The sequence below is a fragment of the Dehalogenimonas sp. 4OHTPN genome (assembly GCF_040448695.1).
Classification (GTDB): Bacteria; Chloroflexota; Dehalococcoidia; order Dehalococcoidales; family Dehalococcoidaceae; genus Dehalogenimonas.
The window spans coordinates 240,536-261,594 of sequence record NZ_CP159307.1 but is presented as its reverse complement, the minus strand read 5'-3'; the positions used below and the strand labels follow the sequence as shown (position 1 = coordinate 261,594).

Annotated in this window: 26 protein-coding genes; 21 read left to right on the top strand and 5 right to left on the bottom strand. The window is 62.0% G+C overall.

Translation table 11 applies throughout. The features are described 5' to 3' along the window. The first annotated feature begins 16 nt into the window (after nucleotides 1-16). From ABV300_RS01350 to ABV300_RS01295, 12 genes are all read left to right on the top strand, one after another. A complete protein-coding gene (locus ABV300_RS01350; RefSeq protein ID WP_353714776.1) occupies nucleotides 17-325 on the top strand; it encodes a hypothetical protein in 309 nt (102 codons plus the stop codon). Between the two features lie 18 nt (nucleotides 326-343). Further along, nucleotides 344-943: a hypothetical protein gene (locus ABV300_RS01345; RefSeq protein ID WP_353714775.1), complete on the top strand. Its 600-nt coding sequence runs from the start codon at nucleotides 344-346 to the stop codon at nucleotides 941-943. Then, nucleotides 940-2,517, top strand: coding sequence for an ATP-binding protein (locus ABV300_RS01340; protein ID WP_353714774.1), 1,578 nt, complete (start codon nucleotides 940-942; stop codon nucleotides 2,515-2,517). The genes ABV300_RS01345 and ABV300_RS01340 overlap by 4 nt, the downstream gene beginning before the upstream one ends. A gap of 45 nt (nucleotides 2,518-2,562) precedes the next feature. Beyond that, on the top strand, nucleotides 2,563-2,895 hold the full coding sequence (locus ABV300_RS01335) for a hypothetical protein (RefSeq protein WP_353714773.1): 333 nt from the start codon (nucleotides 2,563-2,565) through the stop codon (nucleotides 2,893-2,895). After that, nucleotides 2,892-3,536, top strand: a complete 645-nt coding sequence (locus ABV300_RS01330; RefSeq protein ID WP_353714772.1) for a GNAT family protein — start codon at nucleotides 2,892-2,894, stop codon at nucleotides 3,534-3,536. The genes ABV300_RS01335 and ABV300_RS01330 overlap by 4 nt, the downstream gene beginning before the upstream one ends. Beyond that, nucleotides 3,533-4,345, top strand: coding sequence for a patatin-like phospholipase family protein (locus ABV300_RS01325; protein ID WP_353714771.1), 813 nt, complete (start codon nucleotides 3,533-3,535; stop codon nucleotides 4,343-4,345). The genes ABV300_RS01330 and ABV300_RS01325 overlap by 4 nt, the downstream gene beginning before the upstream one ends. A gap of 12 nt (nucleotides 4,346-4,357) precedes the next feature. Further along, nucleotides 4,358-5,359: an ATP-binding cassette domain-containing protein gene (locus ABV300_RS01320; RefSeq protein WP_353714770.1), complete on the top strand. Its 1,002-nt coding sequence runs from the start codon at nucleotides 4,358-4,360 to the stop codon at nucleotides 5,357-5,359. Further along, entirely contained in the window at nucleotides 5,360-6,151 is a 792-nt protein-coding gene (locus ABV300_RS01315; RefSeq protein WP_353714769.1) for an ABC transporter permease, read from the top strand. A 45-nt stretch (nucleotides 6,152-6,196) separates the two neighbouring features. Next, the gene (locus ABV300_RS01310; RefSeq protein ID WP_353714768.1) at nucleotides 6,197-6,400 is read left to right on the top strand and encodes a TOBE domain-containing protein; all 204 of its coding nucleotides are present in this window, start codon (nucleotides 6,197-6,199) and stop codon (nucleotides 6,398-6,400) included. Nucleotides 6,401-6,466: 66 nt separating this feature from the next. Further along, a complete protein-coding gene (locus ABV300_RS01305; protein ID WP_353714767.1) occupies nucleotides 6,467-7,312 on the top strand; it encodes an amidohydrolase family protein in 846 nt (281 codons plus the stop codon). Further along, a complete protein-coding gene (gene thpR, locus ABV300_RS01300; RefSeq protein ID WP_353714766.1) occupies nucleotides 7,305-7,922 on the top strand; it encodes an RNA 2',3'-cyclic phosphodiesterase in 618 nt (205 codons plus the stop codon). The genes ABV300_RS01305 and thpR overlap by 8 nt, the downstream gene beginning before the upstream one ends. Continuing rightward, nucleotides 7,919-8,707: a hypothetical protein gene (locus tag ABV300_RS01295; RefSeq protein ID WP_353714765.1), complete on the top strand. Its 789-nt coding sequence runs from the start codon at nucleotides 7,919-7,921 to the stop codon at nucleotides 8,705-8,707. The genes thpR and ABV300_RS01295 overlap by 4 nt, the downstream gene beginning before the upstream one ends. Here ABV300_RS01295 and ABV300_RS01290 read toward each other — a convergent pair. The 3 genes from ABV300_RS01290 to ABV300_RS01280 are packed head-to-tail and all read right to left on the bottom strand — an operon-like array spanning nucleotide 8,704 to nucleotide 13,289. Further along, nucleotides 8,704-9,399, bottom strand: a complete 696-nt coding sequence (locus ABV300_RS01290; protein WP_353714764.1) for a TIGR01906 family membrane protein — start codon at nucleotides 9,397-9,399, stop codon at nucleotides 8,704-8,706. The genes ABV300_RS01295 and ABV300_RS01290 overlap by 4 nt on opposite strands. Further along, the gene (locus ABV300_RS01285) at nucleotides 9,392-9,637 is read right to left on the bottom strand and encodes a DUF2007 domain-containing protein (RefSeq protein ID WP_353714763.1); all 246 of its coding nucleotides are present in this window, start codon (nucleotides 9,635-9,637) and stop codon (nucleotides 9,392-9,394) included. The genes ABV300_RS01290 and ABV300_RS01285 overlap by 8 nt, the downstream gene beginning before the upstream one ends. After that, nucleotides 9,627-13,289 (bottom strand): DNA polymerase III subunit alpha, encoded by a 3,663-nt coding sequence (locus ABV300_RS01280; RefSeq protein ID WP_353714762.1) that lies wholly within the window; start codon nucleotides 13,287-13,289, stop codon nucleotides 9,627-9,629. The genes ABV300_RS01285 and ABV300_RS01280 overlap by 11 nt, the downstream gene beginning before the upstream one ends. A 106-nt stretch (nucleotides 13,290-13,395) precedes the next feature. Between ABV300_RS01280 and radC the strand changes: the two genes are divergently transcribed. The 6 genes from radC (at nucleotide 13,396) to ABV300_RS01250 (ending at nucleotide 18,179) form a co-directional block, all read left to right on the top strand. Then, on the top strand, nucleotides 13,396-14,124 hold the full coding sequence (gene radC, locus ABV300_RS01275; protein WP_353714761.1) for a DNA repair protein RadC: 729 nt from the start codon (nucleotides 13,396-13,398) through the stop codon (nucleotides 14,122-14,124). A 113-nt stretch (nucleotides 14,125-14,237) separates the two neighbouring features. Then, a complete protein-coding gene (locus tag ABV300_RS01270; protein ID WP_353714760.1) occupies nucleotides 14,238-15,008 on the top strand; it encodes a TIGR00282 family metallophosphoesterase in 771 nt (256 codons plus the stop codon). Next, nucleotides 15,008-15,841, top strand: coding sequence for a PHP domain-containing protein (locus ABV300_RS01265; protein ID WP_353714759.1), 834 nt, complete (start codon nucleotides 15,008-15,010; stop codon nucleotides 15,839-15,841). Before ABV300_RS01270 ends, ABV300_RS01265 begins: the two co-directional genes overlap by 1 nt. Before the next feature lie 31 nt (nucleotides 15,842-15,872). Next, a complete protein-coding gene (locus tag ABV300_RS01260; RefSeq protein WP_353714758.1) occupies nucleotides 15,873-16,559 on the top strand; it encodes a glycerol-3-phosphate acyltransferase in 687 nt (228 codons plus the stop codon). A gap of 32 nt (nucleotides 16,560-16,591) precedes the next feature. Next, nucleotides 16,592-17,770: a propanoyl-CoA acyltransferase gene (locus ABV300_RS01255; RefSeq protein ID WP_353714757.1), complete on the top strand. Its 1,179-nt coding sequence runs from the start codon at nucleotides 16,592-16,594 to the stop codon at nucleotides 17,768-17,770. A 1-nt stretch (nucleotide 17,771) separates the two neighbouring features. Further along, a complete protein-coding gene (locus tag ABV300_RS01250) occupies nucleotides 17,772-18,179 on the top strand; it encodes a Zn-ribbon domain-containing OB-fold protein (RefSeq protein WP_353714756.1) in 408 nt (135 codons plus the stop codon). Between the two features lie 75 nt (nucleotides 18,180-18,254). Here ABV300_RS01250 and queD read toward each other — a convergent pair whose 3' ends face one another. Then, nucleotides 18,255-18,620 carry a 6-carboxytetrahydropterin synthase QueD gene (queD, locus tag ABV300_RS01245; protein WP_353714755.1) on the bottom strand — a complete coding sequence of 122 codons (366 nt, stop codon included), beginning with the start codon at nucleotides 18,618-18,620 and terminating at the stop codon, nucleotides 18,255-18,257. Between the two features lie 25 nt (nucleotides 18,621-18,645). Further along, entirely contained in the window at nucleotides 18,646-19,962 is a 1,317-nt protein-coding gene (gene folP / locus ABV300_RS01240; RefSeq protein WP_353714754.1) for a dihydropteroate synthase, read from the bottom strand. A gap of 212 nt (nucleotides 19,963-20,174) precedes the next feature. On the opposite strand from folP, the gene tatA reads away from it, so the two are divergent. From tatA to ABV300_RS01225, 3 genes are read left to right on the top strand one after another with little or no spacing between them, the layout of a single operon-like run. Next, complete coding sequence (tatA, locus tag ABV300_RS01235; RefSeq protein ID WP_353714753.1) at nucleotides 20,175-20,504, top strand: twin-arginine translocase TatA/TatE family subunit; 330 nt, start codon at nucleotides 20,175-20,177, stop codon at nucleotides 20,502-20,504. A 44-nt stretch (nucleotides 20,505-20,548) separates the two neighbouring features. After that, entirely contained in the window at nucleotides 20,549-20,785 is a 237-nt protein-coding gene (locus ABV300_RS01230) for a twin-arginine translocase TatA/TatE family subunit (protein WP_353714752.1), read from the top strand. Nucleotides 20,786-20,836: 51 nt separating this feature from the next. After that, nucleotides 20,837-21,040 carry a twin-arginine translocase TatA/TatE family subunit gene (locus tag ABV300_RS01225; protein ID WP_058438347.1) on the top strand — a complete coding sequence of 68 codons (204 nt, stop codon included), beginning with the start codon at nucleotides 20,837-20,839 and terminating at the stop codon, nucleotides 21,038-21,040. Nucleotides 21,041-21,059 lie beyond the last annotated feature (19 nt).

Here is a 21,059-nt window from a genome sequence, read left to right as displayed (position 1 = left end):
GTGAAAGGAGCGAACGATGCGCGAACTGGATAAAGCGAGGGTCCTGACCGTAGCCCGTGAAGCGGCGGCCAAACGCGGCTTTGTAACCTATGCCGATTTCAATGATTACCTGCGGGAGCTAATGATCAAGAAGAAGCTCCAGCCCATAGAGGGCGGCAGGGCGCAGTGGACACTCAAAAAGATGCTGGTCGACGCCGCCAATCCGGTGGACGACCGCTACGTTTATTCCCACACCGGCACCAAAACGATGTTCTATCCCGCGGCTTTCGTCGAAGCTAACCCGATGATGAAAAGCGCAGCCTCGAGGCAGGCCAAACTGGAATAACCTTCAAGGAGCCGTCATTTGCCTGATAACTCAAAACTCGCCGAGGTCATCGAAACCTCCAGCACCGGCTTCACCGCCCAGTGCTATGACCTGAACGCCGCCCCGGCACTGGGGTCACTCGTGAAAACGTCGATTAATGGAATGACCGTTTACGCCGTCGTGGCCTATGTCTCGACTACGTCGCTGGAACCGGGGCGAAAGCCGGTAGCCCGCGGCAAGAATATCGAGACTGAGGAAGCCATCTTCCAGGCCAATCCGCAGCTTGAAAAACTGCTGCGGTGCGAGGTTGCGGCAGTAATCGTCGGGCACCAGGTCGACGGCGAGGTGAAACACTACCTGCCGCCGCGGCCGGCCCGCCTCCACGGATTCGTTTACGCCTGCGACGACGCCGAGGTCAGGGCATTCTCGCAGAAAACGGGGTTTATCAACCTGCTACTCTCGGCGCAGACGAATGTATCGCCAGAGGAGATGACAGCCGCTGCGTTGAGGCGCATCGCCACATCCTACAAGGGAGAGGAGCGGCGGAAATTCCTGGTGGCGGCCGGCAGGGCGCTGGCGCAGCTGTTTTCAGCAGACTATAATCGGCTGAAATCCATCCTGGAAAGGCTGGCCGCATGACCGAAAAACTGGGCATCGTCACTGCCGGCTCGCTCAACAAAGGCATCGAGGTCAAGCTCGACGGTGGGTCATCCATCGAGGACATGGCCGTCGGCCGCTACGTCACCATCGAGGGCAAGAAGCGGCGGTTCTTCGGCATGATCACCGACGTTTCGCTGGGGGTCACCGACCTCAACCTGACCGTGTCGCCGCCGTCGGGCGATGATTTCCTGTCCGAGGTGCTGTCAGGTACTTCGGCTTACGGCTCACTGCACGTCGCCCCCTACCTCACCATCGGCGGCGACGCTAAATCCATCGTCGAGGGCGCTCAACCGGTCAAGACGATTCCGAGCCATTTTTCGATCGTCAAAGAAGCCTCAGCCGAGGATATCGAGTCGGTCTTCGGCAAAGAAGACAAAGAGAAGTTCTGGATCGGCAACCCGCTGGATATGGAGGTGAAACTGTGTCTCGATTTGCCGACGTTAGCCAAAAGGTCGAACGGCATCTTCGGCAAAAGCGGCACCGGCAAGACCTTCCTGACGCGGATGCTCTTGATCGGCCTGCTGCAGAAGTCGGCGGCGGTCAACCTGGTCTTTGACATGCACTCCGAGTACGGCTGGGCGGGTACAAGCGAAAAGAAGCGGCAGGTCAAGGCGCTGAAGCAATTATTCCCGTCCAAAGTGGCTGTCTTCACCCTGGACGAGCAGAACTCCCGCGCCCGCGGCGTTTCCACCGACTACGTGGTGCAGATCGGCTTCGAGGAGATTGAGCCGGAGGATATCTCGCTGCTGCGGCAGGCGTTGAACCTGACCGACCAGGCGGTAGAGGCCGTCTACCAGCTGCGGCGGCATTACGGCCGGGGCTGGATCGCCGCGGCCCAGAAGATCGAGGACTCCGAGACCCTGGAAGAGTTGAAGATCCACGAGAGCACCTTTCAGAACCTGCGGCGCGGCTTAAATACCATTCAGCGACTGCCATTCATCTCATCGAATGCCCCGGGCGACGTCGTCGAGCGCATCCTGGCCTATCTCGAATCCGGCAAGCACGTCGTGCTGGAGTTCGGCCGCTACACCGACATCACCGCCTATATCCTGGTGGCCAATATGCTGACCCGGCGCATCTACGCCCGCTACCGCGACCGGACGGAGAAGGCCATCGCCGCGGACGCCGGCTACCCGACGCCGCTGGTCATCACCATCGAGGAAGCGCACAAGTTCCTTAATCCGGCCGTCGCCAGTCAAACCATTTTCGGCACCATCGCCCGGGAGATGCGCAAGTACTCGGTGACGCTTTTAATCATCGACCAGCGGCCCTCAGGCATCGACGAGGAGATCATGAGCCAGCTGGGCACAAAAATTACGTGCCTGCTCGATTCAGAGCGCGACATCGACGCCGTGCTGTCCGGTGTCTCCGGCAAGGGCGAACTTAAAAACGTGCTGGCCAAGCTCTCGGCGCGGCAGCAGGCGCTCATCTTCGGCCACGCCGTGCCCATGCCCGTGGCTTTCGTGCCGCGGGAATACGGCCAGAGCTACGGCGACTGGGGCGAGCAGGCTGCGAAGGTGACCGAAAAGGAGATTGAGGACTTGTGGACATAATCCAATCCGCGTTTCACGAATGGAAACGGGACTAAGGAAAGGGGCATGGGCCGTCAGACCGGGGTTGCGATGATGTTACTGACTGCTATAGCTGTTCTATTCGCATCTATCGTCATCGGGAATTGGCTTACTGGAGTGGCTGGTGGAGCGTTCCTCATGACAGGGCTGGCGAGCTGGAAATGGCCAGCGGGAATCAAATATGCATTCGACTTGGGGATTGCCACACTTCTGGCCTCAATCCCATTCTTGTTCTCGAAGGATTCACCGACGTACTACGGTACTCTTGGCTCTCTTTTCAGCGCCGCTTTTTTGGCTGGCTCTTTACTTACATTTCGATTCGACCAGCGGAATAAAAAGGTGAGGAGCACGCCGTCATGACCAGACCGCAGCCACCCGTCCATAACCAGGGTTACGATGACATCGAAATCGTCGGCCGTGAAATCAAGCTGCGGCCGATGACCGCGGCCGACGCCGATGCCGCCTGGGACCTGGTTCATGATAACCGGGAAATCCTGAAATGGCTGCTGTGGGACGGCCCGACGGACAAAACCGAATTCGCCCGCCGCTACGCTGAGGATTTTCCGGAGGAAATGCGGCAGGGCAGGGGCTACCGTTTCGCCATCGAACCGCTGGCCGGCCCGGAGTTCGCCGGCAGCATCAGTGTCAAGCTGCCGTACTACCCCAATTCGGCCGACCTGGGCTACTGGCTGGGCATCCCCTTCTGGAACCGGGGCTACATGACCGAGGCTATCGGCCTGGCCTGCTACTTCGCCTTCACCTGCCTGGACTGCGTCCGTGTATCCTCGACCGTCTTTGCCGACAACATGGCTTCGCGCCGGGCGCTGGAGAAGAACGGCTTCATCGTTGACGGGCAGCTGCGACGCGACGTCTTCAAATACGGCCAGTGGCAGGATACTTACTTCATGACCCTGCTTTCCGAGGAATGGTGCCGATCCCGCTTCGAACCGGTGTCCATCAGGCTGATACCTCATGTCGAGCCGCCGGGGGCGGCGGCGTGAAACTGGGGCTGGCCCTGTCCGGGGGCGCCGCCCGCGGCCTGGCCCACGTCGGCGTCATCGGAGTGCTGGAGCGAGAAAACATCCAGGTTGATATGCTGGCCGGGACGTCCATGGGCGCCATTGTCGGCGCCGCCTATGCCCGCGGCGCCTCGGCGGCGGAACTCAAAGCCTACGCCCTGGACCTGACCTGGCCTAAGCTGGTGCGCCTGTTCGATTTCAACCCGTTCAAGACCAGCGGCCTCTCCGGCACCCGCCGCATCCGGGAAAAATTGAAGGAGATCATCGGCGACCTGGATTTTTCAGAACTGCAGCGGCCGTTCGCCTGCGTCGCCACCGATCTGATTTCCGGCGAGGAAGTGGTTTTCACCCGGGGCAGAGTTCTGGACGCGGTGCTGGCCAGCATGTCCCTGCCGCTGGTGTTCAAGGTGCCCCGGCTGGGCCGCCGCTATTTAGTCGACGGCGGGCTGTGCGACCCGCTGCCAGTCAACCCGGCGCGGGCGCTGGGCGCGGATAAGGTTATCGCTGTGAACGTCCTGAAGAACTTAGGCATTCTGCCGCCCCGACGGGCGGCGGACAAACGGCGGGTACCGCCCAACATGTTCCGCGTGGCCGAACAGGTGATATACATCGCCTCGGCTCACCTGGCCGAGGCCGGCGCCCGGGACGCCGACGCCCTCATCGAACCGGATATGACAGGCATCCACCTGGAGGACTTCGGACTTGCCGGCGAGGCCATCGCCAGGGGGGAGAAGGCCGCGGAGAATTACCTATCCCAGCTGGTTAGCAAAACTGCCGCCGAAAAGGCATAATATCCTTTGACCATGCCTGAAAACACCGGCAACATCATTGAAGTCAAGGACCTCACCCGGAAATTCAAGAACCTGACCGCCGTGGACCGCGTATCCTTCGAGGTGAGGCAGGGCGAGGTTTTCGGATTCCTTGGACCCAACGGCGCCGGCAAGACCACCACCATCAACATGCTGTGCACCCTGCTGAAACCCACCTCCGGCCGGGCGGCGGTCAACGGCTACGACGTCGTCAGCCAGACCGACCAGGTGCGCTCCTCCATCGGGCTGGTATTCCAGGACACCACCCTGGATGATTATATGAGCGCCGAACAGAACCTGCGCTTTCACGCCTACGCCTACGGCGTCCCGGCCGAAGTCCGTGAAGAGCGCCTGCAGTCGCTAATGGAGATGGTGGAACTCTGGCCCAGGCGCAAAGACCGCACCCGCACCTATTCCGGGGGCATGCGCCGCCGCCTGGAGATCGCCCGGGGGCTGCTGCACCATCCCAGGGTGCTGTTCCTCGACGAGCCGACCATCGGCCTGGACCCGCAGACCCGCAACAAGATCTGGAGTTATATCCACGAACTGCGCCGCCAGATCGGCATCACCATCTTCATGACCACCCACTACATGGACGAAGCCGACCTCAACTGTGACCGCATCGGCATCATCGACCACGGCAGGATAATCGCCCTGGACACGCCGCGGCGCCTCAAGGACGCCGTCGGCGGCGACGTCATCACCCTGCGCACCGCCGACAACGCCGCCGCGATAGAGGAAATCAGGCAGAAGCACGGCATCGAGGGCCACGTCCAGGACGGGCACGTCCATTTTTCGGTGGCCAACGGCGAGGCTTTCCTGCCGGAACTGATCAGGAGTTTTTCCGGCCAGATCCAGGGGGTGTCGCTGCGCCGGCCGACACTGGACGACGTCTTCCTGAAATACACCGGCCGGGAGATCCGGGCGGAAGAATTGAACTCCATGGACAATATGCGCCTGCGGCACAACGCCTGGGCGTCTTCGAGGCGGCGCTAGATGGCCGGGCTGTTCCGTTCCGTCTGGGTCACCGCCTACCGGGAGCTCATCCGCTTCTATTCTGACGGGGCGAGGGTCTTTTCCTCCTTCGCCATGCCGGTGCTGTTCCTGTTCGTCCTCGGTTCCGGCTTCTCGCGCACCATCGGCGCGCTGATGCCCGGCGTGGATTTCCTGCAGTTCATGTACCCCGGCATCGTCGCCCTGATCGCCTTCCAGACATCGCTCCAGAGCGGCCTGTCCATTGTCTGGGACCGCGAGTTCGGCTTCCTGAAAGAGGTGCTGGTAGCGCCGCTGCCCAGGCACGGCATCGTCTTCGGCAAGGCGCTGGGGACGGCGGTTATCGCCCTGTTCCAGGGCATGATCCTGCTCGTCCTGGCGCCGATAGTCGGCGTCGAGCTGAGCCTCGGCGCCGTGGCGCAACTGATGCCGGTGCTGATACTTATTTCGCTGTCCATCTCCGGCCTCGGGCTGCTCATCGCCTCCGGCATGCGCAGCATGTCCGGCTTCCAGATGGCCACCCAGCTGGTGGTTTTCCCCACCATGTTCGCCTCCGGGGCTTTCTTCCCGCTCAACAACGTGCCCGGCTGGCTGGCCGCCCTGGCCAAGATCAACCCTTTAACCTACGGCGTCGACGCCGTCCGCCACCTGCTGCTGGGCGGCGAGGCCGCCGCCGCCTTCGGCGTCCGCCTCTTCGGGCGGAGCCTCAGTTTCAGCCAGGACCTGGTGATCATCGCCGGCATCGGTTTGGTCTTTATAGCTCTGGCGGCGCTGTCGTTTGGCCGCCGGGACTAGCATTCAGGTAGTACAATAATCTCAGCAGATTTCAGGAGGCCGTTTATGATCAGCGCGCGCAACCAGTTCAAAGGCAAGATCAAGAACGTCAGACTGGGCACGGTCATGGCCGAGGTGATCATCGATGTCAACGGCCTGGAGATTGTCAGCCTCATCTCCCGCACCTCCGCCGCCTCGATGGATCTAAAAGTTGGCGACATGGTGACCGCCATCGTCAAGTCCACCGAGGTCATGGTGGCCAAAGATTAGCCGATAGTAATCCAGACGCTCCAGTCGGCCGTTGCAGCTATCCCCGGTGATTGTTACAATCGAAGGGTGATCATAGACTTCCATACCCACATCTTCCCGCCGCAGCTTATTGCCGAACGGCAAAAATATCTCGCCGACCCCTGCTTCCGGCTGCTGTATTCCAGCCCGAAAGCCCGCCTGGCGGCCGCCGATGAACTAATTTCCGAAATGGATGCGGCCGGCGTCGATAAAGCCGTCATCCAGAACATCGGCTGGACTTCTCACGAGCTGTGCGTCCGCACCAACGACTACCTGCTGGAAGCGGCCGCCAGATACCCCGGCCGGCTCATTCCCTTCGTCGCCGTCCAGCCGCTGGCTGGGAACCAAGCCATTAACGAAATCAAACGCTGCGCCGCTGCGGGCGCCCGGGGTATCGGCGAACTGCGGCCGGATGTCCAGGGATTTGACCTCGGCGACGATAGAGTCATCAAACCCTTCGTAGGAGCCCTGGTCGAGAATAGCCTGGTCCTGCTGCTCCACGCCGACGAACCGGTCGGCCACGCTTATCCCGGCAAAGGTTCGTTGACGCCCGGCGTCCTCTACCCCTTCATCGCCGCCAACCCGGATTTAAAGCTGGCACTGGCCCACTGGGGCGGCGGTCTGCCGTTCTATGCCCTGATGCCGGAGGTCGGGGCGGCGCTCAAAAACACCTGGTTCGACAGCGCCGCCACACCCTACCTGTACCGGCCGGAGGTCTACGAACGAGCCGCCGACCTGGTCGGGGAGACCAGGATCCTTTTCGGCTCGGACTGGCCGCTCTTAGGCCAGCGGCGCTGCCTAGATGAGTTGAAAACGCTTAATCTTTCGACCCAAACGCTCAAGGCTGTCCTGGGCGGCAATGCCGCCGCCCTGCTGGGGCTGGCGAATGACTGAAGCGCCTTCAATCCGCGCCTTCATCGCCGTCGAGCTGCCAGAGCCGGTCAAGACCGAACTGGCGGCATTCCAGCGGCGGCTGGCTGCCGAACAAGCGGCGGGCATCAAATGGGTCTCGCCGAACGGCATCCACCTGACGCTCAAATTCCTGGGGCAGGCGGCGCCGGGCCAGATTGAAGCCATTCGGGCGGCGCTGGCCACGGCGGTCGAGCCGGTCCCCGCCTTCGAACTGGGGCTTTCCGGGCTTGGCGCTTTCCCCAACCTGCGGCGGATGAACGTCGTCTGGTGCGGCCTGTCCGGCGGCCTGGATCGTCTGGTCGAGCTGCAGCGGGCGGTTGAGGCAGAGGTATCGCCGCTGGGTTTTCCGGCCGAAAACCGGGCTTTTTCACCCCACCTCACCCTGGCCCGGCTGCGCGAGGACGTTTCCGCTGAAGCGCGGCAGGCGCTGGCCAAAAAGCTGGCCGGGACGAAGTTCGAGCCGGACCTGAAGATCCCCGTCGAAGATGTCAGCCTGATGCAGAGCACCCTGCTGCCCCGGGGCGCCGAGTACCGGTGTCTGGCCTCGTTTCGCCTGGCCGGCCGGCAGCCGGACCGGCGGCAAGCACCATGAACGCATCCCCAGCCAGTGATATCGGTCATGTCGCCGTGGAACCGCCGCCGGATTTAAGTCCGGAACTTATCGCCCGGGCGGCGGCCGTCCTCGACCGCGCGCCCTGCGACATCCGGCTGCTGCTGGCCGGGAGAGTGCCGAAACTCATTGCCCATTTTGACAATTTTGCCCGGGCGGATGCCGCCGCCGGGAATCTCCGCGCCGCCGGCCTGACGGCGCTGGCTTTAAGCGACGCCTCGCTCAGGCTTGAACAGCCGGTTTTCATGGCCAGGGAGATTGATTTTACCGCCGGGGAACTGGTTTTTACCGGGGACGCCGGTCAGCGGCGGGTGATGGAAAAGGGGCAGGTGTTTCTTATTGTCGAAGGCATCGGCCGCCGCGCCGAAAGAGTCGAGACCGCGGTCCAGAAAACCCGGTTTTCCCCGGGGGCGACGCTGCTGGCCGGGGGCATCCCGATCTGGCGTACCAGGACCGAGACCTCAAGTTCCGAGTCGGTCACCGCCGAGCCCTTCATCCGCCTTTATGAGGCTTCGCTGCGGGCGCCGCCGGTTGCCGTCAGCAGAGATACGTTAAAAAGCTTCGCCTTCCTCGGCGGCGGCATTTCCGGGTCCTCGACGGTCAACCTGCGGAAGACAGCCGACCTGCTGCGGTCGGTGTGCCCGCAGGCTGGATATGACAACCGCCTGTCAAAACCGGCCGCGGCCGTAAGCTACACCGGGCGCCTACAAGAGGACCTGGAGCTCAACTGCCGCCTCATTTTCCTGTTCCGCGCGGCGCAGTCCTAGCTTATGCCGTCACCGATCCTGACATGGCGCCAGGCAATGACGGTGACCGCCGCGGTCAGCGAAAGAATGATGACGTCGACGAAGACCATGGCGTCGCGCCAGAAGCCGCCGGGGAACAGCATGATCAGGTAGTCAGTGGCCGGATTAAGCAGCCAGAAATCGTTGACAAAGCTGACCATGTGGAACTGGACGAAAAAGGCGTCGAAATCGACGATGGCGATGACCGCCCTGGAGACGACGATGACTAAAGCCAGCACGCCGCCCCAGAATAGCGGCGCCGCCAGCCTCGCCGGCTGCCGCCGAGCAACCATAATAATAGAGCTGATCAGCAGGGTGTAAGCGGCGCTCCAGAACAGCACCTGGTAGTCGAGGTGGATCAGTCCCTTGACATCGTAGAGGTGGACGATCTCCCGGTCGTTGAACAGGGCGAAGGGCCGGCCGTCTTTTTCGACGGTGAGGTCTATATACTCCGCGCCGGAGTTGAAGTAATCAATGAGGCCTTCGGCGGCCCTGGACAGCTCCGCCTCCGAAAGCCCGGTGGTCCGGCCGACGTCGTAGCTGTCGAAGCCGTACTCGTAGAGCGGCTGGAAATTGACGGCAAAGGCGATGACGGCGCCCGTAATCAGCAGCGGCACCGCCGGCACCAGTCCCCAGGCCGCCGCCCGAAGCGCCAGCCGGCCGAGCTTATTCATCCGGGTCTTCGGGCTGCTCATCGGCCGGCTCGATCTCTTCCAGCAGCCTTTTGGCCTCTTCCAGGCGGTCTTCCGGCACCATCACGCTGGCCGGCAGGATAGCCGAGGCGACCAGAAAAGTCGCCGCTTCCGACTCCCGGACGAATGCCGGGATGCCGGCGTCAATCAGGATATCCCGCCACAGGGTGGCGGCGAACTCATTGGGCGCCGAAGCCGCGGCGGTCCATTTAATGTCCATTGTTTTCGCACCTAGCTGAACCGGGGCCCAACAGGGTCTCGATCTCAGCCATCAGGTCGTTATTGCAGGTTACCTTCAGGTTGGACAGCTTCAGGTGATACAGCCGGTCGGGGCAGGCGATCTGCAGGCTGATGCTTTCCGGGCCGGGATAGACGGCCAGGATATCCATCAGCCGGTTGAAAAGGCCCAGGTCGGCATCAGCGTTTTCGGTCTGGGTCAGGTTAACGATCAGGCGGCGGGGCATAATAGGCGATTTATCCTTCTCGATTACTTTTTTGGTCTCGGCTTCGGGGGTGGCGGCGGCTGCCGGTCGAGCCGCCGCTTTAGGCGGCGGGTGGAAGGGCGGCCCTGCCTTCGGCGGAAAGCCCGGGCGGCCGTGGAAACCGTTGCCGCCGGGCGGCTTCACCCGTACCATCTGGCCGGCTTCAACCGAATCGCCTTCGGCGTTTGGCTGGTAAAGCCGCACCGCGTCGGCGTGCACCGAACCGCGGTCGCCGCGGAAAGAAACCTTGCCTTCCACAAGGAGGACATTGCCCTCCTGCCAGAATTCTTTGGTCTGGGCGTACAGCTTCGGCCAGGCGACGATCTCGGTGCGGCCGTTGAGGTCTTCCAACTCCACCGTGGCGAAGGTGTTGCCGTCCCGGGTGACCGATGTCCTGGCCGCCGCTACCATGCCGGCCAGGGTTACCAGTTGGCCGTCAAGCTCGTCGGAAATCTCGCCGCACAGGGCGGTGGTGTCCCGCCCGATGCTGCCCGCGAACTGGCTGAACGGATGGGCCGACAGGTAGACGCCCAGCAGGTCCTTCTCCCAGGCCATCAATTCCTTCTGGGACACCGCCGAGGCTTCCATCTCCAGGGGCGCCGCCGGCATCTCGGCGACGCCGCCGAAGAGGTCGAACAGGGTGCCCTGGCCCGATTGGCGGATCCGGAGTTCGCGGGCGGCGAAATCCATAATGCGCCCAACGTTGTGGAGGAGGGTCGCCCGGCCGCCGAGGGAATCGAAGGCGCCGACCTTGATCAGGCTCTCCATCACCCGGCGGTTCATGCAGGCGGCGTCGGCGCGGCGGCAGAAGTCCTCAAGCGATCTGAAGGGGCCGCTGCGGCGGCGCTCCTCGACGATGGGGACGACGGCCGCTTCGCCGACATTCTTGACCGCCGCCAGGCCGAAGCGGATGGCGTCTCCGCCGCCGCCCGATTCGATGGTGAAATTGACCTCTGAGGCGTTGACGTCCGGGCCGCGAAGCTCGATGCCCAGGCGGCGGCTCTCGGCGGCGGCCACCGCCACTTTCTCGGCGTCGTCCCGCTGGGTCGCCAGGAAGGCGGTCATGTATTCCACCGGGTAATTGGCCTTGAGATAAGCCGTCTGGTAGGCGATGAGGGCATAGGACACGGCGTGGGCCTTGTTGAAAGCATACCCGGCGAAAGGTTCGATGAGGGCGAAAATCTCCTCGGCCACAGCCTCGGTGTAGCCGTTCTTGACCGCGCCGGCGATGAAGTTCTGCTTCTGCTTCTGCATCACCTCGGCGTTCTTCTTGCCCATAGCCTTCCTGAGGATATCGGCCTGACCCAGCGAATAGCCGGAGAATTTTTGGGCGATGAACAGCACCTGCTCCTGGTAGACGATGACGCCGTAGGTTTCTCTGAGGATCGGCTCCAGGTCCGGGTGCGGGTAGCTGATCGGTTCCAGGCCGTGTTTGCTCCTGATGAAGCGGGGAATCTGCTCCATCGGGCCGGGACGGTACAGGGCTACCATGGCGGCGATATCGGTAAAGTGGGAGGGTTTCAGGTCACGGATATAGCGCCGCATGCCGACGCCTTCAAGCTGGAAAACGCCCATCGTCTCGCCGGCGGCCAGCAGGCTGAAGGTTTTCTTATCATCCAGCGGGATCCTGTGCACGTCCAGCGGCACGCCGCGCCGCTCCCGAATGATGTCCTGGGCCCGCGACAGGATGGTCAGATTGGCCAGGCCCAGGAAGTCCATCTTGAGGAGGCCGATGAGCGCGATGTCCTCCATGGGATACTGGGTCATCACCAGTTCGACCTTGCCGCCGCCGGCGCCCTCGCGGTTAAGGCGCTGCAGCGGTGCGTGGAGCGCCAGCGGCTCCTTGGAAATGACCACCCCGGCGGCATGGGTGCTGGCGTGGCGGGACAGCCCGGAAACCTGCCTGGCGGTGTCAATGAGTTTCTGCACCGCGCCGTCACTCTGAACGGCTTCACGCAGTTCAGCGGTCTCGTCCAGGGCTTTTTCCAGGGTCATGTTGGGACCGAAGGGCACCATACGGGCTACCCGGTCGACATCGGGGAGATTCATGCCCAGGGCGCGGCCGACGTCGCGGATTGCCGCCCGGGCGCCCAGCGTGCCGAAGGTGATGATCTGGGCCACGTGGTCCGGTCCGTACTTGGCTGAAACGTATTCGATGACCTCCTCGCGCCGGTCGTCCTGGAAATCCATGTCAATGTCCGGCATCTCCTTGCGCTCGATGTTCAGGAAGCGCTCGAAGACCAGGGAATACTCCAGCGGGTCGACCTCGGTAATGCCGAGGCAGCGGAGGACGATGGAGGCGGCGGCCGAACCCCGAACGCCGTAGTAGATATTCCGCTCCTTGACGAAGCGGATGATATCCCAGACTACCAGAAAATAATCGGCGAACTGGGTCTTGTCGATGACCTCCAGCTCATAGGCAAGCCTGTCCTGTACGGCCGCCGAGGGATTGGGATAATACTTCGGCAAGGCATTCCGGCAAAGATCGGTCAGGTATTCAAAGGACGACATCCCATCCGGGCGATCGATCTGCGGCAGGTGCAGTCGGCCGAAGTCGAGCGACAGGTCGCAGGCGTCGGCGATCTTCTGCGTGTTGGACAGGGCTTCCGGCAGGTCGCGGTACAGTTCGGCCATCTCGGCTTCGGTTTTGAGATAAAAAGAGTCAGCCTGCATCCTCATCCGGGAGGTATCCTGCACCGTGGTGCTGGTGCCGATACACAGCAGCAGATCGTGGGTTGCGGCGTCCTCGCGGTTGAGATAGTGGATATCGCCGGTGGCGACCACCGGGACGCCGAGCTCCTTCGAAAGCTTCATCAAAGCTGAATTAATCCGGTCGAACTCCGGCATGGGATGCCGCTGGATCTCGAAGTAAAAATCCCCACCGAAGTTGTCGTGGTACCAGGCGGCCGCCTTCCGGGCTTCGTCGATTCGCCCCTCCAGGATGAGGCGCGGCACTTCACCGGATGGGCAGGCGGACAGGGCGATGAGCCCCTCGCGGTATTTAGCTAAAACCTCTTTGTCCACCCTCGGCTTGTAATAGTAGCCCTCGGTGTTGGCGATGGAGACCAGCTGTAAAAGGTTCTGGTAGCCTGCCTTGTTTTTAGCCAGCAGCACCAGGTGGCGGTGGTTCTTGTCCGCGGCGGTCTTGTCCAGCCGGGAGCCGGGGGCGACATATATCTCGCAGCCGACGATCGGCTTGATCCCCTGGGCCTTGCACTCTTTATAGAACTTCAGGGCGCCGTACATGGCGCCGTGGTCGGTGATCCCAAGGGCGGTCATGCCCAGCTCTTTGGCCCGCGCCACCAGATCCTTGACGCGGCACATGCCGTCCAGCAGGCTGAATTCGGTATGAACGTGAAGGTGGGTAAACATCAGAAACTCGGCGCCCATTATACCATCGGCGGCGGGACGCGTCCCGTCCGACGGGCAGATCGCCAGCTTCCGCGGTCCAAAAATTTTGTTGCCGCGTACAAAAAGTGGTATAAGTTGCCCAGCTATGGGCGACGATAAAAACAGCCGAGTCGACGGCCACCGCGGCCGGCTGCGGGAACGCTTCAAAAAGGGCGGCCTGTCCGCCCTGGCGGACTACGAGGTCGTCGAGCTGCTGCTGACCCTCGGCCAGCCGCGCTCCGACTGCAAACCAGCCGCCAAGGAAGCCCTCAAGCGTTTCAAGACACTCCGAGGCGTCCTTGAGGCATTGCCCGAGGACTTACAGCAGGTTCCGGGCATCGGACCCAACAACTGCGTCGCCATCCGCCTCATCGCCGAGGTATCTCGGGAATTACTGAAAGAGAAAGCCGTCGGCGAGCCGTGCGTCGGCGCGCCGGAGCAGGTGCTGGACTACCTGAACGCCTCGATGGGCGGCCTCAAGAAAGAGGTCTTCAAAGTCATCTACCTGGACAACCAAAACCGAGTCATCGAGGCGGCCGACATGTTCCATGGTACGGTTAACGCTTCCGCGGTGTGGGTGAGGGAGGTCATCGAGGGCGCGCTCAAGCGGCAGGCGGCGGCTATGATCTTTGTCCACAACCACCCGTCAGGGTCGACGACCCCCAGCCCTCAGGACCGTGACATTACCCGCGACCTGGTGCTGGCGGCGGCGGCGGTGGGCATCCGCGCTTTGGACCACATCATCGTTGGCGGGGATAAGCACTACAGTATGGCGTCCGAGGGCGTCTTCGACCGCTACGTGGCGGAGTTCCAGGGGCTGCGGGGGAAGAGATAGCTTCCTCCCCCTTTTGCAAAGGGGGAGAGGGACCGATGATTGAACGCTTGCCCAATGAGTGGCATAATAGAGCGTTTTCGGATACTATCCGTAGAGGGCGTTTTTAGAGACTGATGAAGATACTGGCCATCGGCGATATCATCGGCAAGCCCGGGCGGCGGGCGGTCAAAGAACTGCTGCCGGCCTTGAAGCTGGGGCTGGGGATAGACTTCGTCATCGCCAACGGCGAGAACGCCGCCGGCGGCAAGGGACTGACCCCGGAGACCGCCGAGGAGCTTTTTTCCTACGGCATGGACGTCATCACCTCCGGCAACCACATCTGGGCGCAGCAGGAGATTGTTCCCATGCTGGAGGGTTCCGCCCCGGTGCTGCGGCCGCTGAATTACCCGCCGGGGGTGCCGGGCAAGGGATTTGTCACGGTCAAGGGGGTGACGGTGGTCAGCCTGATGGGCCGGACCTTCATCAATACCATTGACTGCCCCTTCCGCGCCATGGATGCCCTCCTATCAAGCCTTGACAGGAAGCCGGGCCACATCATCGTTGACTTTCATGCCGAAGCCACCTCGGAGAAACAGGCCATGGGCTGGTACCTGGACGGCAAAGTGTCCGCCGTGGTCGGCACCCACACCCATGTCGGTACCGTTGACGCCCGCGTCCTGCCCGGCGGCACCGCCTGCGTCTCCGATATCGGTATGGTGGGGCCGTGGCACTCCATCATCGGCGATGACAAGGACGAGGTGCTGTCCCGCTTCCTGACCGGCCTGCACCAGCGGCTGTCGGTCGCCAAAGGAGCCCGGGTGACCTTCAATTCGGTGCTCATCACCACGGATATCAATGGCAAGGCTATTGCCATGGAGAGAATCGACCGCGAGGCCATCATCTGATGGTCTCCCGAGTCGACCTGCACCTGCATTCGACAGCCTCCGACGGCGTCCTCACCCCGGCCCAGGTGGTACGCAAGGCTGGCAACCTGAAGCTGAAATACATGGCGCTGACCGACCACGACTCCATCGACGGCATAGCCGAGGCGCTGGCCGAAGCCGAGAAGTTCCCCGGCCTGACCGTTATCCCCGGCGTGGAAATGTCCACCGATGTGGCCGCCGGCGACGTCCACATTCTCGGCTACTTCATTGACTGGCAGAACCCGGAGCTCAAGCGCCGGCTGACCATTATGAGAGCCTCTCGCGAGGACCGCGGCCAGGCTATCGTCGAGAGGCTGGGAGAGCTGGGCATGCCGCTGGACTGGGAGAGGGTCAAGGAGATCGCCGGCGAGGCCGTCATCGGCCGGCCCCACATCGCCCAGGCTATGGTTGAGAAGGGTTACATCAGCTATATCGGCGAGGCCTTCGACAAATACATCTCACGCGGCGGGCCGGGTTATGTTGAACGCATCAAGCTGGCCCCGGCCGAGGCGGTAGCCCTCATCCGCTCCGTGGGCGGCGTCCCGGTCATAGCCCACCCGCTGACCCTGCCCGGCTATGAGAAACTGATCGAGGAACTTATCCCGGCGGGACTGGCCGGCATCGAGGTTTTCTACTCCAGCTTCAAGGACTGGGAAATTGAGCGGTTGAAAATGCTGGCCGACCGCTTGGGCCTGGTGGCTACCGGCGGCACCGACTATCACGGCCTGGACCCGGCCACCGAAACGATGATCGGCGGCCAGCCGGTGCCGCTGGCGGCGGTCGAGGACCTGATCTCGCGGCGGCAGGCCGGGTGACCGTCGGCGTATCATCAGGGAGTTTGAGGCAATGTTTATTCTTCTTCTGATAGGGGCTTACCTGGTCGGCAGCATACCGGTGGCCTACCTGGTGGCAAAATGGGCCCGCGGCGTTGATTTAAGAAAGCACGGCTCCGGCAACGTCGGCAGTTCCAACGTACTGGCCGCCACCTCCAAGCGCTGGACGATACCAGTACTCATTTTCGACCTGGGCAAGGGCATTCTGGCGGTGCTGGTTGCCCGCTGGTCCGGCCTGGACATCTCCTACCAGTTCGCCGTTGGCCTGGCCGCGGTGGCCGGCCACAACTGGCCGGTCTTCCTGGGCTTCCGCGGCGGGCGGGGCATCCTGACCAGCCTGGGCGTCATCCTGGCTTTCTCGCCGCTGCTGGGACTGGCGGTGCTGGTCATGGCATTTTCTCTGGCGCCGGTGAAGCAGTTGTCCCTGGGCGTCTTCATCGCCCTGCTGGCGCTGCCTTTACTGGCCTACTACCTGGCCGATTTTTTCAGCATCGCCGAACCCGGGCCGGTGGCGGCGGGCATGGCAGCCATAACCGCGCTCGCTTTCATCCGCCGCCTGCTGGCCGGCGGCCGCAGCGATCTGGCCAAAGACCTTTCGATGAGCGAAGTCCTATTGAACCGCCTGGTCTTCGACCGGGACATCCGCAACCGCAAGCTGTGGCTGTCAAGGACGGAGAATGCCGGGAAGGCTTTCAGTTAGAAAATCGAAAATAGAATCACCGACGGGGTAGTATGCGTAAAGTAGCCGTCATCGGCGTCGGGCAGACCAAGTTCTCCGGCGCCCAAGGAAAAAGCCTGTCCGAGTTGTTCGCCGAAGCCGCCTTCGAGGCGCTGGCCGACGCCCAAATTGAATCGAAATCTGTCCAGGCGCTGTTCGTCGGCAACGCCCTGGGCGACTTCGCCGAGGGCCAGGGGATGACCCCGGCCTTCATCGCCGACTATATCGGCGCCTGGAACGTCCCCGCCAACCGCTACGACGGCGCCTGCGCCTCGGCTTCGGTGGCTATCCGCGACGCCTTCCTTCTTGTGGCCGCAGGCGTTTACGACATCGTCATCGCCGGCGGCGTCGAAAGGGCTGCCAGCTTGGGCACCCCTCTGGCTACACGCACCTTCGCCATGTTCTCGGACTCCAGGTACGAGTTCCCGGCTGGGATGACCTTCCCCGGCGTTTTCGCCCTTTTGGCCCACCGCTACGCCGCGGTCTACGGCTTGCCGATCCAAAAGCTGAAAGAGCAGATGGCGCAGGTGTCGGTGCAGTCTTACAACCATGGGATGTTCAACCCGAAGGCCCACCTTAAGAAATCGGTCACCATCCCCGACGTGCTGAAAAGCTTCACTGTGGCCACGCCCATCCAGCTCCACGACTGCTGCCCCTTTTCCGACGGCGCGGCAGCCGTCGTCGTTGCCTCAGAAGAGGCGGCTAAAAAGCTGTCGCCCAAGCCGGTCTTCTTCGCCGGCGCCGGACAGGCGTCCTCGGGTCCGCTGGCTTCGCAGGGAGCCTATCTCCCCAGGCTTAAGGCGCGTGAACTGTCGGCCAGGCAGGCTTACACCATGGCCGGCATCACTCCGGCCGATATTGATGTCTGCGAGCTCCACGACTGCTTCTCCATCGCCAGTATCATCGCCGCCGAAGGACTGGGCTTCTTCGAGCAGGGTAAAGCCGGCGAGGCCTGGCTCAAAGGCGAGACCGACATCGGTGGCAAGGTGGCCATTAACCCGTCCGGCGGCCTCAAGAGTAAAGGCCACCCCATCGGCGCCACCGGCGCGGCCCAGGTGTATGAGGTCGTCCGCCAGCTCAGGGGCGAGGTCGAGCCGGAGCGGCAGGTGCCGGAGGCCAGAATCGGCATGACCGATACTCTGGGCGGCGACGGCGGCACTATGGTCAGCCTGATCTTCAAGAGGGGCTGGTAAGATGACGGTAAAGTTAACAAACAGTGATTTCGACACCGCTCTCCGTGAAGGGAAGCTGCTGGGACTTAAATGCGGCTGCGGGGGCATTCTCTGCCCGCCGCGGGGCGTTTGCCCGCGCTGCGCCAGCACCGACCTCGAGGTCGTCCAGCTTTCGGGCAAGGGGAAGATCGCCAGCTATACCACCCTCTTCGTGGCGGCTGAGGGCCGCGACCAGGAACTGCCTTACGCCCTGGCGCTGGTCGCCCTTGATGAAGGACCGTATCTCGTCGGCCGGATTGAAACAGCCTGCCCGGACAAGCTCACCATGAGCATCATCGGCCAGCCGGTGACCGTGGGGCACGGTATTTTCAAAGGCGATAAGTATTCCGCCGGAGACGCGGCCTACCCGACGTTTAAGCTCGCCGAGTAAAAATTCTCAAAATTCGGCCCGTTTGCCCTGAGCATGCCGAAGGGGTCGACGGAACTCACCGCGAACGGCTTCTGCTCAACCCTCGGTGTACTCGGCGGAAGATTCCGGCGACTCCCAGACGGTAACCGCCTTCAGCGCCGCGCCGCCGATCTCGGGCTTGATTTCCTCATAGATCGTACGGGCGATGTTCTCCGCCGAGGGATTGATCGTGTCGAACGGCGGCACATCATTCAGCAGAGTGTGGTCGTAGCGGGCGAGTATCGGCTTTAAAGCAGCCTTGATGTCGCCGAAGTCGCAGGCCAGGCCGACGGAGTCCAGGTCCTTCGACGACAGCTTCACCGCCACCCGGTACCGGTGGCCGTGGAGGTTTTCGCATTTGCCCTGGTAGCCCCGGAGGTAGTGGGCGGCGTCAAAGTGGCTTTCGACGGCAATAATATACATATTCAGGCCCTCGGCTTTCTCCAGGTCAATCTGAAGCAGTTTCCTGGTATGGTTCCACGCCCCGAATCTGACCCAGGGCAGACAGCATCTCGGCCGCGGTCAGCCCGGTCACCGGGTGTTTCAATTCAGGATCCAGGTCGTTAAGAGGCACCAGGTTGAACGCCCGCTGCGCCAGGCGGGGATGGGGAATAATAAGCGTCGGGGTATCAAGGACCTGATCGCCGTACAGCAGGATGTCGATGTCGATAACTCGCGGTTGGCCGGGATCGGCGGCGGCGCGGCCGAGAATACGCTCAAGATTCTTTACATAATCTAACAGACCGGATGGCGGAAGCGCAGTCTGCGCTTCTATCGCCATATTCAGAAACCTCGGCTGCGGCGCCACATTCCACGGCTCGGTTTCATAAACCGGCGAAAGCTGATTGAGACGCAGGTCCCGGCTGATAGCTTCTACGGCAAGCGCCAGATTTCGCTCCCTGTCGCCCAAATTGGATCCGAGACCGAGATAGACGGTCACGCCCCGGACCACGGCGTCGGCCATCCTGGCCGCTTGAGCGTTCTCTTTGACATCGTGGACTCGGACGATGTCGGCGCCGTTCATTATTCCGATGGCCGTCGTCGCCACCGTGCCGAAAAGGCGTTCCGGAGGGGGCGCATCGCCCAGGACTTTGCCGATGGTGGATTTACGCGACGTGCCCAGCAGTATCGGCTTGCCGAGCACCCTGAGCTCGCCCAGGCGCCGGAGCACCTCGACGTTCTGTTCGACCGTCTTGCCGAAGCCGAAGCCGGGGTCGACGATGATGTTCTCCGGGGCGACGCCGGCCGCGGCAGCCCGGCCAATGGCCCAGCGCAGGCTGTCGATGACGGCGGGCATGATATCGGCGACAGGAGCATCGCGCTGGCTCGAACTAAGCACCACGGGCAGTCCGTAGCGGGCGGCTACCCCAGCCAGGCGGGCATCGCGCTTCAAGGCCCAGACGTCGTTTAAAAGCGAGGCGCCTGCCCTGACCGCGGCCTCGGCGACCTCGGCTTTATAGCTGTCGATGCTGACGGGGAGGTCGATAGCCGCCTTCAGGCGCTCGATGACCGGGACGACGCGTCGGATTTCTTCTTCGGCGGAGACCTCGGGAGCGCCGGGGCGGGTGGACTCGCCGCCGACGTCTATGATGTCGGCGCCCTCGGCGGCCATGCGTTCAGCCTGAGCGATCGCGGCCTCGACGTCTCCGCCCAGACCGTCGCCGGAGAATGAGTCCGGGGTGACGTTCAGGATGCCCATTATGAAAGTACGCCGCCCCCAGTGGAATGTCCGGCGGCCGATGCGGGTAGGGCGCGGCAGTTGCATATTGAAGTTCACCCTATAATGATAGCTATGCGGCCGACCGCGGGCAAGCTATCGGCTGGGACAAGGCGTTTTGACCTCCAGATTAGCACTCGGAGTAATAGTTTGCTAATTTCTTGACACTTTATGTCTAGTAGTAATTGACAACTCCGTGACCTCGGAGTATCATCTACCTACATGTGTCTTTTTAACCTTTTTAGTTCAAGGAGGTAGCCATGCCCTTCAGACTCGGCCCGTTGGAACTGGTAATCATCCTGGTGATCGTGCTTCTGATCTTCGGTGTCGGCAAGCTGCCGCAGATCGGCAAATCGCTCGGCGAAGGTCTAAAGTCGTTCAAGCAGGGCGTTTCCGAGGATGGTGAAGAAGCCGCCAAGGAAAAGGAAGAGGAAAAGACCGAGCCTAAAGCGGAACAAAGCGCCGCCGCGGCCCCCAAGGCCGAAACCGGCGCCATTGACGAACCGGCCAAAGTCAGCGAGGAAGACCTGGAAGCCTTCAAGAAGTGGCAGGCCGAGCAGTCCGGCAAGAGCGCTTCAAAAACCAAATAGGCGCCGCGAGCCCGCCGCGGCAAAGGTAGTATAAAGGCAATCATATGAGATTCGGACCGCTGGAAATCATTATCATCATCGCCATTGTTTTAATCATTACCGGAGCGGCGTTCGCCCCTTCCCTGGGCCGGAACCTGGGCAAGGGCGTAAAACAACTGCGCCAGGCGGTCGGCGGGGATGACAAGAAGACTAAAGTGATAAAAACCCTGTCGGACGACGCGACGGCCGTGGAGGTCAAACGGCGGGTGGCCGAGCAAAAAGGTTCCGCCAAATCCGGTTGATGTGGATGCGGCGAGCCAGACTTACAATACTCTGACAAACAAGGTGGCTGAATGAATTTCTTCGGCATGGGCACTTTCGAGATCATCACGATCCTCGTGATTGCCACCCTCATTTTCGGGCCTAACAAGATACCTGAATTCGCCCGCAAAGCCGGCGAATTCCTGCGCAGCTTCCGTAAAATCACCGGCGAGATGACCAAGGAGTTCACCAAAGCCATCGACAGCTCGCCGACCAAACCGCCGACCAAAAAATAGTCTTCGCCGAGGATTTTAC

What these genes read in the sequence shown, in the direction of transcription:
- ABV300_RS01350 (WP_353714776.1), top strand. Translation starts at nt 17, where the DNA reads ATGCGCGAACTGGATAAAGCGAGGGTCCTGACCGTAGCCCGTGAAGCG.
- ABV300_RS01340 (WP_353714774.1), top strand. Translation starts at nt 940, where the DNA reads ATGACCGAAAAACTGGGCATCGTCACTGCCGGCTCGCTCAACAAAGGC.
- ABV300_RS01335 (WP_353714773.1), top strand. Translation starts at nt 2,563, where the DNA reads ATGGGCCGTCAGACCGGGGTTGCGATGATGTTACTGACTGCTATAGCT.
- ABV300_RS01330 (WP_353714772.1), top strand. Translation starts at nt 2,892, where the DNA reads ATGACCAGACCGCAGCCACCCGTCCATAACCAGGGTTACGATGACATC.
- ABV300_RS01320 (WP_353714770.1), top strand. Translation starts at nt 4,358, where the DNA reads ATGCCTGAAAACACCGGCAACATCATTGAAGTCAAGGACCTCACCCGG.
- ABV300_RS01315 (WP_353714769.1), top strand. Translation starts at nt 5,360, where the DNA reads ATGGCCGGGCTGTTCCGTTCCGTCTGGGTCACCGCCTACCGGGAGCTC.
- ABV300_RS01310 (WP_353714768.1), top strand. Translation starts at nt 6,197, where the DNA reads ATGATCAGCGCGCGCAACCAGTTCAAAGGCAAGATCAAGAACGTCAGA.
- thpR (WP_353714766.1), top strand. Translation starts at nt 7,305, where the DNA reads ATGACTGAAGCGCCTTCAATCCGCGCCTTCATCGCCGTCGAGCTGCCA.
- ABV300_RS01295 (WP_353714765.1), top strand. Translation starts at nt 7,919, where the DNA reads ATGAACGCATCCCCAGCCAGTGATATCGGTCATGTCGCCGTGGAACCG.
- ABV300_RS01290 (WP_353714764.1), bottom strand. Translation starts at nt 9,399, where the DNA reads ATGAATAAGCTCGGCCGGCTGGCGCTTCGGGCGGCGGCCTGGGGACTG.
- ABV300_RS01285 (WP_353714763.1), bottom strand. Translation starts at nt 9,637, where the DNA reads ATGGACATTAAATGGACCGCCGCGGCTTCGGCGCCCAATGAGTTCGCC.
- ABV300_RS01280 (WP_353714762.1), bottom strand. Translation starts at nt 13,289, where the DNA reads ATGGGCGCCGAGTTTCTGATGTTTACCCACCTTCACGTTCATACCGAA.
- radC (WP_353714761.1), top strand. Translation starts at nt 13,396, where the DNA reads ATGGGCGACGATAAAAACAGCCGAGTCGACGGCCACCGCGGCCGGCTG.
- ABV300_RS01270 (WP_353714760.1), top strand. Translation starts at nt 14,238, where the DNA reads ATGAAGATACTGGCCATCGGCGATATCATCGGCAAGCCCGGGCGGCGG.
- ABV300_RS01265 (WP_353714759.1), top strand. Translation starts at nt 15,008, where the DNA reads ATGGTCTCCCGAGTCGACCTGCACCTGCATTCGACAGCCTCCGACGGC.
- ABV300_RS01260 (WP_353714758.1), top strand. Translation starts at nt 15,873, where the DNA reads ATGTTTATTCTTCTTCTGATAGGGGCTTACCTGGTCGGCAGCATACCG.
- ABV300_RS01255 (WP_353714757.1), top strand. Translation starts at nt 16,592, where the DNA reads ATGCGTAAAGTAGCCGTCATCGGCGTCGGGCAGACCAAGTTCTCCGGC.
- ABV300_RS01250 (WP_353714756.1), top strand. Translation starts at nt 17,772, where the DNA reads ATGACGGTAAAGTTAACAAACAGTGATTTCGACACCGCTCTCCGTGAA.
- queD (WP_353714755.1), bottom strand. Translation starts at nt 18,620, where the DNA reads ATGTATATTATTGCCGTCGAAAGCCACTTTGACGCCGCCCACTACCTC.
- folP (WP_353714754.1), bottom strand. Translation starts at nt 19,962, where the DNA reads ATGCAACTGCCGCGCCCTACCCGCATCGGCCGCCGGACATTCCACTGG.
- tatA (WP_353714753.1), top strand. Translation starts at nt 20,175, where the DNA reads ATGCCCTTCAGACTCGGCCCGTTGGAACTGGTAATCATCCTGGTGATC.
- ABV300_RS01230 (WP_353714752.1), top strand. Translation starts at nt 20,549, where the DNA reads ATGAGATTCGGACCGCTGGAAATCATTATCATCATCGCCATTGTTTTA.
- ABV300_RS01225 (WP_058438347.1), top strand. Translation starts at nt 20,837, where the DNA reads ATGAATTTCTTCGGCATGGGCACTTTCGAGATCATCACGATCCTCGTG.